This is a genomic window from Micromonospora palomenae (assembly GCF_007829925.1).
Classification (GTDB): Bacteria; Actinomycetota; Actinomycetes; order Mycobacteriales; family Micromonosporaceae; genus Micromonospora; species Micromonospora purpureochromogenes.
Genome location: NZ_VIXA01000002.1, coordinates 290,885 through 303,827, shown reverse-complemented (window position 1 = coordinate 303,827; position 12,943 = coordinate 290,885). Strand labels below are relative to the sequence as shown.

Annotated in this window: 9 protein-coding genes; 3 read left to right on the top strand and 6 right to left on the bottom strand. The window is 73.6% G+C overall.

Translation table 11 applies throughout. The annotated features are described in order from the left end of the window. Positions 1-11 precede the first annotated feature (11 nt). On the bottom strand, positions 12-224 hold the full coding sequence (locus FHX75_RS12305; RefSeq protein WP_154939525.1) for an exodeoxyribonuclease VII small subunit: 213 nt from the start codon (positions 222-224) through the stop codon (positions 12-14). A 22-nt stretch (positions 225-246) separates the two neighbouring features. Further along, positions 247-1,461, bottom strand: coding sequence for an exodeoxyribonuclease VII large subunit (gene xseA, locus FHX75_RS12300; protein ID WP_154939522.1), 1,215 nt, complete (start codon positions 1,459-1,461; stop codon positions 247-249). 140 nt (positions 1,462-1,601) lie between these two features. Here xseA and FHX75_RS12295 point away from each other — a divergent pair, with 140 nt between their 5' ends. Beyond that, a complete protein-coding gene (locus FHX75_RS12295; RefSeq protein ID WP_154939520.1) occupies positions 1,602-2,588 on the top strand; it encodes a 4-hydroxy-3-methylbut-2-enyl diphosphate reductase in 987 nt (328 codons plus the stop codon). 38 nt (positions 2,589-2,626) lie between these two features. Continuing rightward, entirely contained in the window at positions 2,627-3,079 is a 453-nt protein-coding gene (locus FHX75_RS12290) for a hypothetical protein (protein WP_154939518.1), read from the top strand. A gap of 201 nt (positions 3,080-3,280) precedes the next feature. On the opposite strand, the gene FHX75_RS12285 is transcribed toward FHX75_RS12290, so the two are convergent. Further along, positions 3,281-6,598: a S8 family serine peptidase gene (locus FHX75_RS12285; protein WP_154939516.1), complete on the bottom strand. Its 3,318-nt coding sequence runs from the start codon at positions 6,596-6,598 to the stop codon at positions 3,281-3,283. A 148-nt stretch (positions 6,599-6,746) separates the two neighbouring features. Next, positions 6,747-7,910, bottom strand: coding sequence for a DNA recombination protein RmuC (locus FHX75_RS12280; RefSeq protein ID WP_154939514.1), 1,164 nt, complete (start codon positions 7,908-7,910; stop codon positions 6,747-6,749). A 54-nt stretch (positions 7,911-7,964) separates the two neighbouring features. Here FHX75_RS12280 and FHX75_RS12275 point away from each other — a divergent pair, with 54 nt between their 5' ends. Continuing rightward, on the top strand, positions 7,965-8,801 hold the full coding sequence (locus tag FHX75_RS12275; protein WP_154939512.1) for a hypothetical protein: 837 nt from the start codon (positions 7,965-7,967) through the stop codon (positions 8,799-8,801). A 65-nt stretch (positions 8,802-8,866) separates the two neighbouring features. On the opposite strand, the gene ppc is transcribed toward FHX75_RS12275, so the two are convergent. After that, the gene (ppc, locus tag FHX75_RS12270; protein ID WP_154939510.1) at positions 8,867-11,653 is read right to left on the bottom strand and encodes a phosphoenolpyruvate carboxylase; all 2,787 of its coding nucleotides are present in this window, start codon (positions 11,651-11,653) and stop codon (positions 8,867-8,869) included. A gap of 121 nt (positions 11,654-11,774) precedes the next feature. Next, positions 11,775-12,812: a hypothetical protein gene (locus tag FHX75_RS12265; protein WP_154939508.1), complete on the bottom strand. Its 1,038-nt coding sequence runs from the start codon at positions 12,810-12,812 to the stop codon at positions 11,775-11,777. Positions 12,813-12,943 lie beyond the last annotated feature (131 nt).

The window sequence follows — 12,943 nt, the reverse complement described above, 5'->3', positions numbered from 1 at the left end:
CGGGGCGGGCGTCAGGAGTCGGCGGCCTGCCGGGCGGCGTCGATGCGGGCCCGGGCGCCGTCCAGCCAGCGCTGGCAGATCTCGGCCAGCTTCTCGCCGCGCTCCCACAGCGCCAGCGACTCCTCCAGCGAGGTGCCGCCGGCCTCCAGCTTCTCGACCACCTGGGCCAGCTCGGCGCGAGCCTGCTCGTAGCTGAGCCGCTCGTCCTTCTTCTCGTCGGTCATCGCACCCATCCCACCACACTCCTCAGCCGTCGACGGTCGCGGTCAGCTCGCCGTCGGCGAGGCGTACCCGCAGGGGGTCGCCCTTGGCCACCTCGGCGGCGGCGCGGACGACGTGGCCGTCGGCGCGCTGGACGATCGCGTAGCCGCGGTCGAGGGTGGCCGCGGGGGAGAGCGCGCGCAGCCGGGCCAGGGTGTGCCGGAGGTCGTCGTCGGCGGCGCCGAGCCGGTGGTCCAGGCAGCGGCCCGTCCGGTCCCGCAGCGCGCTCACCTCGGCGGCCCGCTGGTCGACCATCACCTGCGGCCGGGCCAGCACCGGCCGGGAACGGAGCAGGTCCAGCCGGTGCGACTCCCGGTCGACCAGGTTGCGGACCGCGCGTTCCAGCCGGGACCGGGCCTGACCGATGAGGCGGACCTCCTCGGTGAGGTCGGGCACGACCCGCTTGGCCGCGTCGGTCGGCGTAGACGCGCGGACGTCGGCGACGTAGTCGACCAGGGGTGCGTCCGTCTCGTGGCCGATCGCGCTGACCACCGGGGTGCGGCAGGCGAAGACCGCCCGGCACAGCGCCTCGTCGGAGAAGGGCAGCAGGTCCTCGATGCCGCCGCCGCCCCGGGCCAGGATGATCACGTCGATGCTCGGGTCGGCGTCGAGCACCTTCAACGCGTCGACGATCTGCGGCACCGCGCTCGGCCCCTGCACCGCCACGTTCACCGTGCGGAACTCCACCGCCGGCCAGCGCCGCCGGGCGTTGGTCAGCACGTCCCGCTCGGCGGCCGAGGCGCGCCCGGTGATCAGCCCGACCCGCTGCGGCAGGAACGGCGGACGGCGCTTGCGGGACCGGTCGAAGAGCCCCTCCGCCGCGAGCAGCTTCTTGAGCTTTTCCAGCCGCGCCAGCAGCTCGCCGAGCCCCACCTGGCGGATTTCGTCGGCGCGCAGGCTCAGCGTGCCGCGGGCCGCGTAGAACTCCGGCTTGGCGTGCAGCACCACCCGGGCGCCCTCGCGCAGCTCCGGCGCGCCGGAGTCGAGGACGTCCCGGTTGGTGGTGACGGTCAGGCTGAGGTCGGCGGACGGGTCGCGCAGGGTGAGGAAGACGGTGCTGGCGCCGGGGCGCCGGCTGATCTGGGCCACCTGGCCGTCCACCCAGACCCAGCCGAGCTTGGCGATCCAGGCGCCGACCTTCTGGCTGACCACCCGGACCGGCCAGGGCTCCTCGGGGGTGCTGCGCGGGGCGTCGGTCACCCGCCCACCCTACGGTCAGCCCCCGACGACCTGCGGCAGCCCCGACAGCGCGTGCCGCTCGCGGGCGGGCGCAGTCCCGGAGCCCTGTGGTACGGGTCGCAGCCGCTGCCGGCGGAAATCCCGGCACGTACGATGGTCGGGTGACCCAGGCTGAGACGACCCCCCGGACCGGCAAGCGCGTGCTCCTGGCCAAGCCCCGCGGCTACTGCGCGGGCGTCGACCGGGCGGTGCAGACCGTGGAGGAGGCGCTCAAGCTCTACGGCGCCCCGATCTACGTGCGCAAGCAGATCGTGCACAACAAGCACGTGGTGCGGACGCTGGAGGCCCAGGGCGCGATCTTCGTCGAGGAGAACGAGGAGGTGCCGGAGGGCGCCACGGTCATCTTCTCCGCGCACGGCGTCGCCCCGGAGGTCTACGAGCAGGCGAAGGCGCGCTCGCTGAAGGCGATCGACGCGACCTGCCCGCTGGTGACCAAGGTGCACCAGGAGGCGAAGCGGTTCGCCGCCGAGGACTACGACATCCTGCTGATCGGCCACGAGGGGCACGAGGAGGTCATCGGCACCGCCGGCGAGGCCCCCGCGCACATCCAGCTGGTGGACGGCCCCGACGGCGTCGACAAGGTCACGGTGCGGGACCCGAACAAGGTCGTCTGGCTCTCCCAGACCACCCTCTCGGTGGACGAGACGCTGGAGACGGTCGCCCGACTCAAGTCCCGGCTGCCGCTGCTCCAGTCGCCGCCCAGCGACGACATCTGCTACGCCACCTCCAACCGGCAGCACGTGGTCAAGGAGATCGCCCCCGAGTGCGACGTGGTGATCGTCGTCGGCTCGCGCAACTCCTCCAACTCGGTGCGCCTGGTCGAGGTCGCCCTGGACGCCGGCGCCCGCGCCGGGTACCTGGTCGACTTCGCGCACGAGATCGACGACGCCTGGCTGACCGGCGCCGGCACGGTCGGCGTCACGTCCGGCGCGAGCGTGCCGGACGAGCTGGTGCAGGACGTGCTGACCCACCTCGCCGCGCGGGGCTTCACCGACGTCGAGGAGATCACCACCGCCAACGAGCGGCTGACCTTCTCGCTGCCGCAGGAGCTCAAGCGCGACATGAAGGCCGCCGCCGCGCGGGCCTGACCGGGAACGGATCGCCCGCCGGTCACGTCCCAGTGGGCATGAAGACTCCTCGGATGGTCCTCGCCGCCCTGGTCGCCTGCGCGGCGCTGAGCGCCTGCGGCGGTCAGGACGGCGACGACCGGACGGGCACCCCCAGCCCCTCGGAAGGATCGCCGGTGACCAGCACGCCCAGCAGCGGCGACCCGAGCGGGGTCCCGCCGACCGCCCCGCCGTCGACCGCCCTGCCCCCGACCGCGCGGCCGCCGACCAAGCGGCCGCCGGTCGGCCCCAGCGTGCCGCCCGGCCCCGGCGCCACCACCATCTCCGGCACCGTCGAGGCCGGGGTGGAGCCGAACTGCCTGATGGTCGAGGGCTACCAGCTCATCGGCGGCCCTCGGGACGTGCTCACCGTCGGCGCCCGGGTCACCGTCACCGGTCAGCCCAAGCCCGACATGATGACCACCTGCCAGCAGGGCACGCCCTTCGTCGTCGAGTCCGCCCGCCGCTCCTGACACCAGCGCCGACCGTCCGAGGGCAGGGACGCCCCTGTCCGGCCCCCTTTGCTCTGCTGCCCTCCCGGCAACGGCGAAGCGCTCCCAGTGTTGCCTCCGCCACAGCAGAGCAGAGGGGTGCGAAGGGGGGAGCCCGCCCCCGGGGACCGGGGACGGGCTCCTGTGCTGCTCGGCGGTGCGGAGACCGCCGTCAGGCGGTGCTCAGTTCACCGCGCCGATCGCGACCGAGCCACGGCCGACGACCGCGCCCTCGGTGGTGGTGACGGCCAGGTCGCCGTAGAGCTCCCGGCCGGCGGCCGGGGTGGACAGGGCGGTCACCGTACCGGTCAGGGCGGCGGTGTCGCCGTTCTGCAGCGGCAGCGGGGTGGTCGGGGCGGTCAGCGTGCCCAGCGAGGGCGCCGAGAACGAGTCCCGGTAGTCGTAGGCGGTGCTGGTGCCCGGACCGTCGACGGCGTACCCGTCCACCACCACCCGGTAGGTGCCGGCGACCGGGTCGGTCAGGGTCACCGCCTCCTCCGAGTCACCGTCCGCCGACCGGCCCACCCGGGTGGCACCCAGGAAGACCGACAGGTCCAGGTCGGCGCCGAGGTCGGCGGTGTTGCCGATCCGGGCGGTGAAGCTGGTCGCCCCGGCCGGCACCGTCACGGTGTACTCCTGCTGCGCGCCCTGGGCGATGGTCGGCCGCTCGGCGTGCACGCTGGACAGCGCGCCACCCTGGCCGGTCACCGACACCGGACCGAAGGTGTTGGTCAGGCCCCAGGAGACCTGGGTCGGGGTGCCGGCGGTCACCGACGGCAGTGCGACGGTGGCCGGCTCGACCTGCACGCCCTGCACCCGGGTTTGGAGCTGGAACGGGTTGTTCAGCGCCGGCGAGGTGCGCCGGGCCTCCACCTCGATCTCCCAGACACCCGGGATCGGGTTCTGGTAGTCCCGCTCCTGCGGCTTGCAGGCCGCCGGGTTGGAGAAGTTGGTGTAGCAGGCGGTGCTGGCGGTGCTCTCCACCGGGATGCCGTACGGGTTGATGGCGATGAACCGGGTCTGCGAGCCGGTGGCGATGCCGGAGAGGTTGACCTGGAGCGCGCCCGCGCCGGCCGGGACGGTCACGAAGTACGAGGTGAAGCTGTTGCGGTCGACCGAACCCTCGGTGGACCACGAGTAGTCGGGCTTCTTCACGTCGTTGGCGACGACCACCACGGTGGAGACCTCGAAGTCGACCACGTTGGTGGCCGGGTCGTCGATGGTCAGGAGCGCGCCGTGCGCTCCGTCGGTACGCGGCTTGGCGACCACGTTGACGGTGACCGCCTTGTTCAGCGGCAGTACCACCGACTTCGGCGCGGTGAAGGTGCCGTCATCGCCGCGCAGGTCGACGTCGTGCCGGATGTTGCCGGCCGGTCCGCTGGTACGGGTGACCTTGACCTTGTAGGTCTTCGTCTGGTTGACCTTCTGGCCGCCCTGCCCGGCGGCGCAGCGGTTGTAGACGCCCGCGCCGCGGTCGGGGTTCGGCACGAACGTGCCGGTGCCGGCGTCGTAGCGGGTCAGGTTCGCCGACAGTTCGGTGCAGACCGGCGCGTCCGAGGTGTACGAGCGGGCCTCGACGCCCTGGTCCAGCAGCTCCCAGGCGCCCGGCACGTTGAACATGCCGTAGCCCTGGGCGTAGGTGGCGACGCCCTCGATCGGCTCGGCCGAGCTGTAGATGGCCCGGCGCAGCGCGGCCGGGGTGACTCCCTGGTCGTTCGCCTTGGCGGCGGAGAGCAGCAGCGCGGCGGCGCCGGCCGCCTGCGGGGCGGCCATCGAGGTGCCGTTGAGCATCTGGTAGCCCGGCGGCAGCGGGTAGCCGGCCTCGGCGACCGGTACGCCCGGCAGCCAGGTCGGCGCGGTGGAGATCGCCGAGCCGGGGGCCGCGATGTTCGGCTTGAAGCCGCCGTCCTCCCGCGGGCCGCGCGAGGAGAAGTTGAACAGCGCGTTGTCCTTGCGGACCACCGAGCCGTAGTTGGCCAGCCAGGTCTGCTTGCTGATGCTGGCCGCGACGCTGACCGCGTTGGACGCCACCGACGGGTCGCCGATGGTGTTCAGGCCCGGGCCGGAGTTGCCGGCCGAGAGGAACAGCTGCACGCCGTAGGTGGTGATCAGGCTGTTGTAGAGCTGCGCGCGGGCGTTCGAGCCGTCGTTCAGCGCCGGCAGGCCGCCGATCGACATGTTCACCACGTCGACCTTGCGGTTGATCACCAGGTCGGCCATGCCGGTGGTGAGGGCCGCGGCGGTGCAGCCGCCCGTCCAGATGCAGGCGCGGGAGGACACCAGCTTGGCGCCGGGGGCCGCGCCGTCCAGGGCGCTGTTGCCGAGCATGTCGTTGGCGGCGGTGATGCCGGCGACGTGCGTGCCGTGGGTGGCCTGGACGATGCCGATGTTGACGAAGTCGGCGTACGGGCCGGGCTGCCCGTCACCCGGGTTGATGTCGACGTCCTCGCGGTACTCGACGACGAACGGGATCTGCTCGCGGACGGCGGTGGCCGGGTTGTCCGTGCCGAAGTGGCCGACCTGGAACTTCTCCTTGTACGGGCGCATCAGCTCGTCGTCGGTGAAGTCGCGGTTGCCGTTGACGTCCACCCGGATGTCGTGGGTGTCGGTGGCGTAGAGGATCCCCCACGAGTCGGTGGTGTCACCGTCGCGGTTGACGTCACCGCCGACCTCGCTGGTCGCGCCGGCCGGGGCGGTGATCGACTCCCGGAAGGTGGCGAACCGGTAGCTGCCGGCCGGGGCCGTCCAGGCGGTGGTGCCGATGGTGAAGGTCGGGCCGGTCACCTCGGTGATCATCGCCCGCCAGGTGGCGTCCTCGAGCGGGTCGGTCGAGGTGACCCAGTCGACGATCTTGCGCTCGCCGGTGGTGGTCTTCTGCAATGCCGGCTGGTCCAGGTCCACACCGGAGTCCATGATGCCGATGGTGACCCCGCGCCCGTCCCACTCCGGGTGGGCGGCCTTGAAGGCCTCGGCGCCGGTCTCGTTGGTCGGCATGTACGGGTTGACCGCGCCGGTGCCGGCACCCGGGCCGGCCAGCGTCTCGCCCTGCTCGGGGGCGGTCGCGCCGTTCGGCGCGGACTCCGGGGTCGGGTCCGGGAGCTGGATGGTCTCGTCGAGGTCGACCGCGGCGACGCCCGGCAGCGTGGCGGCCGTCAGCACCTTTGCCGTGGGCACCTTGGCCAGCACGTAGCCGATCGAGTCGAAGCGCTGGCTGACCGTGCCGCCGAGGTCCTTCATCGCGGCGGCGACGTCCTTCGCCTCACCCTTCTCGGTGGCGACGATCAGGGTGACGGTCGGCGCGTGCTTCGCCTCGGCCTCGGCGAGCAGCTTGGCGTCGTGCGAGCCCAGCGCCTCGACGGCGTTGGCCGGGGCGTCCGGGGTGGTGGCGGGCGCGGCGCTCGCGGTGGCGGCGCCGCCCGCGCCGGCCATGGCGCCGGCGGCCACGACCGAGGCGAAGAGCCCGGCGGAGGTACGCCGGCTCAGGTTGCGGGGTTTGCTCACGTTCTCTTTCCTCCAGAGAACAGGGCCCTGAGATGACAGGGCGCGCGTGAGCGAATCCTTTGTGCTGCGTTGTGGCGGTGTCACTACCGAACGCTGCCTTGTGACCACTTCGTGACATGCACAGGTGCGCACTGTCACATCCAGGACGCTAGCTGGACCGGTCCAGGATGGACGTGCCGTCCACCAGCTCCGGGGCCTGCGGCTGCCGGGGCGCCACCTCCACCTGGGCCGGGGCAGCCAGCTCCTGGTCGGAGACCCCCAGCTCGGCCAGCTTGCGGGCGCTGACCAGCACCCGCGCCTCCAGCGAGCCCACCGCCCGGTTGTACGCGGTGACCGCCCCACCGAGCGAGGTGCCGAGCTTGCCGACGTGGTCGCCCAGCGTGGACAGTCGCCCGTAGAGCTCGCGGGCCAGCGAGTGGACGGCGACCGCGTTGCGGGCCAGCGCCTCCTGCCGCCAGGAGTAGGCCACCGTGCGCAGCAGGGCCACCAGGGTGGCCGGGGTCGCCAGCACCACGTCGCGGGCGAAGGCGTGCTCCAGCAGCGTCGGGTCGCGCTGCAACGCCACGTCCAGGAACGGGTCGGCCGGCACGAAGAGCACCACGAACTCCGGTGTCGAGTCGAAGGCCGCCCAGTACGACTTCGCGGCCAGCGCGTCGACGTGCGCCCGCAGGTGCCGCGCGTGCGCGTCGAGATGGGTGTCCCGCCCCCGCTCGTCGCGCGCCTCCATCGCGGTCAGGTACGCGTCGAAGGGCGCCTTGGCGTCCACCACCACCGTCCGGCCGCCGTGCAGCCGGACCACCAGGTCGGGGCGGACCCCCTGGTGGTCGGTGGCGGCGGTGACCTGCTCGTTGAAGTCGCAGTGCTCCAGCATGCCGGCGGCCTCGACGATCCGGCGCAGCTGGTGCTCGCCCCAGCGGCCCCGCACCTGCGGCGCCCGCAGCGCCGCCACCAGCTGCTTGGTCTCGGTGCGCAGCTCGCCGGAGACCGTGCTCATGGCGCGGACCTGCTCGCGCAGCTCGGCGTAGGCGTCGACCCGGTCGCGCTCCAGCTCGCCCACCCGCTGCTCGTAGCGGCGCAGGGTGTCGTGCAGCGGGGCCACCGCCCGGGCCACCGCCTCCTGCGACTGGGCGGTCGCCTCGTAGCTCAGCGCCCGCATCGACTGCTCCAGCCGCCCCTCGCCCTCGCGGGTGGCCGCCAGGGTCGCCTCCAGGCGGGCGATCTCGGCGGCCGACCGGGCCCGGGCGGCGTACCAGCCCGCCGCGCCACCCCCGGCCAGGCAGACGACCACCACGGCCAGCGTCGAGAAGTCCATCACCAGAGCTTGCCAAACGGGTACGACCCGACGTCTGCGGGTACGTTCAGCGGCATGGAAATTCTGCTCGTGGCGATTCTCGTGGCGGCCCTCCTCGTCGGCGGGTTCGTCTGGTGGCGGCGGGAACAGGCCGCCCGCGAGGCGCGCAGTCTCGCCGACGTGCGCGCCGACGCCCAGCGCTGGTACGAACGCCTCGGCGGCCAGGTGATGAACCTGCACGGCGACGCCCCGGCCGTCCGCCAGGCGCTGGTCGACGCGGCGGAGCGCTACAACGCCGCCGGCAGCCAGCTGGAGCAGGCCGGGACGGTCCAGCAGTACCGGCTGGCCCGGGAGACCGCGCTGGAGGGGCTGGCGTACGCCCGGGCGGCGCGGGTGGCGCTCGGCCTGGACCCGGGGCCGGAGCTGCCCCCGCTGGCCGCCGCGCAGGGCGCCGGCGAGTTGACCAAGGAACGCCAGGTGCAGGTGCAGGGGCAGACGTTCAAGGCCGGCCCGCAGCCGGGCCAGGACACCCCCTACTACTACCCGGGCGGGCGCTACCAGGGGCGGCCGGTGCCGGCCGGCTGGTACTCCACCCCCTGGTGGAAGACCGCGCTGGGGGCGGGCGCCGGCGTGCTCGGCGGGCTGCTGATCGCCGACGCGCTCTTCTCACCGGCCTTCGCCGACCCCGGCTACGAGGCCGGCTACCAGGAGGGCTTCGGCGACGGCGCCGACGCCGGGGACCAGGGCGACGCCGGGGACCAGGGCGCCGGGGACCAGGGCGCGGACTACGGCGACCAGGGCGACCTCGGCGGCGCCGACCAGGCGGCCGACTTCGGCGGCGGCGACTTCGGCGGCGGGGACTTCGGGGGCGGAGATTTCGGGGGCGGGGACTTCGGCGGCGGCGACTGGTGACCGCCGGCTGAACGTCACGCGAAAAGGCCCCGGTCGGCGTGACCGGGGCCTTCTCGTCGCGTCCGTCAGCCGGTGTTGCGCATCCCGGCGGCGATGCCGTTGACCGTGGTGAGCAGGGCCCGCTCCAACGCCGTACCGTCGCTCGGTGCGCGGCGGCCGCCCGGCGCGGTCGCCACCGCGCGCCCGGCGGCCCCGGAGTCCCGGTACTGCCGCAGCAGCGCCACCTGGAGGTGGTGCAGCGGCTCCAGGTAGGTGTCCCGGACCGCGAGGGTGCGCTGGAGCACCGGCGAGTTCTCCAGCAGGGCCGGTGCGGCGGTCACCGCCAGCACCTCCTGCTTGGTCAGCTCGTACTCCTGCTCGATCTTGTCGAAGATCGGGTGCAGCTTCTTCGGGACCAGGGTCTCCACGTAGCGGCGGGCGATGCTCAGGTCGGTCTTGGTGAGCATCATCTCGACGTTCGACAGGAACGTGCGGAAGAAGTGCCAGTTGCGGTTCATCTCGGCGAGCACGTCCTCCAGCCCGGCCGCCCGCGCCGCCGCCAGCCCGGAGCCGACCCCGAACCAGCCCGGCACGATCTGCCGGGTCTGCGTCCAGCCGAACACCCACGGGATGGCCCGCAGCCCGCCCAGGCCGGCCCCGGTGTTCGGCCGCTTCGCCGGCCGGGAGCCGATGTTGAGCGCGCCGAGCAGCTCCGTGGGGGTGGAGGCCCAGAAGTACGCCGGCAGGTCCGGGTCCTCGACCAGCCCCCGGTACGAGCGGAACGCCGACTCGGAGACCACGTCCATCGCCGCGTCCCAGCGCTCCAGCATCTCGGCCGGCTGGCGGGGCGCGGTGTGCAGCAGCGTGGCCTGGAGCACCGCCGCCACGGTCAGCTCCAGGTTCTCCCGGGCCAGCGCCGGCAGCGTGTACTTGTCGGAGATGACCTCGCCCTGCTCGGTCACCTTGATCGCGCCGTCCAGGGTGCCGTACGGCTGGGCCAGGATCGCGTCGTGCGTCGGCCCGCCGCCACGCCCGACCGTGCCGCCCCGGCCGTGGAAGAGCCGCAGGTGCACGCCGTGCCGGGCGGCCACGTCCCGCAGCGCCCGCTGCGCCCGGTGGATCGACCACTGGCTGGTGGTGATGCCGGCCTCCTTGTTGGAGTCGGAGTAGCCCAGCATCACCTCCTGCACGTCGCCGCGGGCCGCGACCAGCGCCCGGTACGCGGGCAGCGACAGCAGCTCATCGAGCAGCTCGCCGCCGGCGTTCAGCTCGGACGGGGTCTCCAGCAGCGGCACGAAGCCGATCCGGGCCCGGCCGCTGTGCACGTCGATCAGCCCGGCCTCGCGCCCCAGCACCACGGCGGCGAGCACGTCGTCGACGCCGAGGGTCATCGAGATGATGTACGACTCGATCACCTCGGCGCCGAACCGGTCCTGCGCCTCGCGGATCGCGCCGAACACGTCGAACGTCTTCTGCGCGTTCTCGGTCAGCGGGGTGTCCAGCGTCGACAGCGGCCGGCGGCCGGCCAGCTCGTCGGCGAGGAGCTTGGTCCGCTCCAGCCGGGTCAGCGACGGGTAGTCCGGCACCTCGCCGACCGCCGCGTAGAGCTGGGCCAGCACCGCGTGGTGCGCCTCGGCGTGCTCGCGCACGTCCATGGTGGCCAGGTGCAGGCCGAACGCGGAGACCGTACGGATGGTGGAGGCGAGCCGGCCGACGGCGGTGAGCTGCCCGGAGTTGCGGGCCAGCGAGGCGCGCAGCAGCTCCAGGTCGGCGATCAGCTCGGCCGAGCCGCGGTAGTCCCGCCCCGGCACATGCGGGGTGCCCCGGCGCAGCCGCTCCCGGGTGTTGGCCAGCTTGGCCTTCACGCACCGCGCCTTGAGCCGGTACGGCTCCTCGGCGTTGACCCGGCGGAACCGGGGCGCCACCTCGGGCAGCGCGTCCAGGTCGGCGGCGAGGCTGGCGGAGAGGTCCAGCGACACCGCCCGCAACCGCCGGGAGACGGAGACCTCGTTGATGAGCTGGTCCATCGCCTTCTCGGTGGCGCTGATGCCGTGCTCGTGCTGGATGTGGAGCACCTCGCGGGTGACCGTCGGGGTGACGAACGGGTTGCCGTCCCGGTCGCCGCCGATCCAGGTGCCGAAGGTCAGCGGGCGGGCCGTCGGCGAGGTCTCCACGCCGAGGGTGCGCAGGGTGTCGGCGAGGTCGCCGAGCACCTGCGGGGCGGCCTCGGCGTACAGGTCGCGCAGGTAGTAGATGGCGTTGCGGGCCTCGTCGGTCGGGTCCGGCCGGTCCAGCCGCAGCTCGTCGGTCTGCCACATCAGGTCCAGCAGCTCGGCCAGGCGCCGGTTGGCCGGGCCCTCGTCGCTGGCGCCGTAGAGGATGGCGTTGGTGGTCTCGGTGTCCAGCTCGTCGGCGATGGCGCGCAGCTTGGACAGGATCGAGCGGCGGGCCGCCTCGGTGGGGTGGGCGGTGAAGACCGGGCGTACCGCGAGCCGGCGGGCCGCGGCGGCGATCTCCTCGGCCGGCACGCCGCGCTCGGCGATCATCTTGGCCGCCTGGTCCAGCCAGCCGCCGTGCGCCGCCCGGCGTCGGCGCAGGTCCCGGGCGCGGTGCACCTGCTCGGTGATGTTGGCCAGGTGGAAGTAGGTGGAGAAGGCGCGGGCCAGCTTGGTGCCGGTGGTGACGTCCAGCCCGCCGAGCCGCTGCGCGGCGGCGGGGGCGTCCGAGCGGACCTGGGCGCGGATCTCCTCGACCAGGTCGAGCAGGGGGCGGCCCTCCTGGCGGGCCAGGGTCTGGCCGAGCAGAGTGCCGAGGCGGCGGATGTCGGCCCGCAGGGCGGCGTCGGGGCCGTCGTGGTCGTGCTGGTCGGTCACCATGCGCTCCTTACGTGAGTACGAAGGACAGCGCTGTCCGACTCCGTCGATCGTATCCGTGGGGACCCGCCGGTAAGGAGGGGGCCCGCAATGTCACCTTCCCCACGATCTCCGCCGGGTCTCACGCGTCCGGCCTGGTGTCCAGTTGCCGACCCGGTCGTCGGGCGGCCCGGCGGCCCCGCACCAGGGTGGCGGTGAGCAGGCCGACCAGGCCGAGCGCGACCCAGACCAGCAGCCCGCCCAGCGGCCACCGGGCGGACCGCAGGTCGAAGTAGACCGCCGACTTGACCAGATCGGTGGCCAGCCCGGGGACGTTCCAGCGGTGCATGCCGCGCAGGACCGCGGGCAGGAACTCCGGGGCGTAGATGCCGCCGGAGCCGGGGTTGCCGAGCACCACCAGCAACAGGATCACCAGTCCGGTGCCGAGCAGGCCGAGCCAGGCCTGGACGGCGGCGGCGACCATCGCGGCGGCGAGGGTGGTGAGCAGGCCGACGGCGGCGAGCGTCGGCAGGTCGTGGTCCCAGACGTCGAGCACCGGCCCGACCAGCAGCGTGGCGATGACCGCCAGCAGCACGGCGTGCACCGCCAGCGAGGCGATCCGCAGGCCGGCCCGGCGGAGACTGTGCGGGGCGGTGCCGAGTGAGATGCCCAGCGCGGTCGACCCCAGGTAGCCGCCCAGCACCAGGCCGACCGCCAGGTAGAACGGCACCACGCCGCGCGGGTCGGCGGTGGCGACCGGCACCTCGTCGGTGACCTCGAGCGGGGTCTGCGCGCGCCCGGCCGCGGTGGTCAGCACCCGGGTGACGAGTTCCGTGGCGGCGGGCGCGGACGCGCTGGCGGTGGTCAGCAGGAGCTTTCCCTGGGGTGTCGAGCTGAGCACCGCGTACACCTCGCGGCCGATCAGGCCGTCGTCGGCCGCGGCCGGGTCGGCGTACTCGATGGGTTTGATCGTGTCGGTCCGGTCGCGCACCCCGGCGAGCACGGCCTGGGCGCGCTGGTCGCCGAGGACCACGCCGACCGGGACATCGCGCGGGGTCGGTTGGTGCAGCGCCCCCACGTAGGCCGCGATGAACGCCGTGGCCAGGGCCAGGGTGCCGACCACCAGGGCCGCCGTGCGGGGTAACCACTCGCGGGTCCGCAGCTCCGGCTCCTCCTCCACGTCGCCAGCCTAGGGCCCCGCTTGCCCGTGTTCGGGGCGTTTTGCCCGCCCTGCCCGGCGGGGGTCCGCCACCTGATCGAGGTCGGCCACACGACCGGAAAACCCGTTGGCCGCGCTCGGTAGCGTCCGGA

Excerpts from the sequence above, each read along its gene's own strand:
- FHX75_RS12305 (WP_154939525.1), bottom strand. The coding sequence starts at position 224 with ATGACCGACGAGAAGAAGGACGAGCGGCTCAGCTACGAGCAGGCTCGC.
- FHX75_RS12290 (WP_154939518.1), top strand. The coding sequence starts at position 2,627 with ATGAAGACTCCTCGGATGGTCCTCGCCGCCCTGGTCGCCTGCGCGGCG.
- FHX75_RS12280 (WP_154939514.1), bottom strand. The coding sequence starts at position 7,910 with ATGGACTTCTCGACGCTGGCCGTGGTGGTCGTCTGCCTGGCCGGGGGT.
- FHX75_RS12275 (WP_154939512.1), top strand. The coding sequence starts at position 7,965 with ATGGAAATTCTGCTCGTGGCGATTCTCGTGGCGGCCCTCCTCGTCGGC.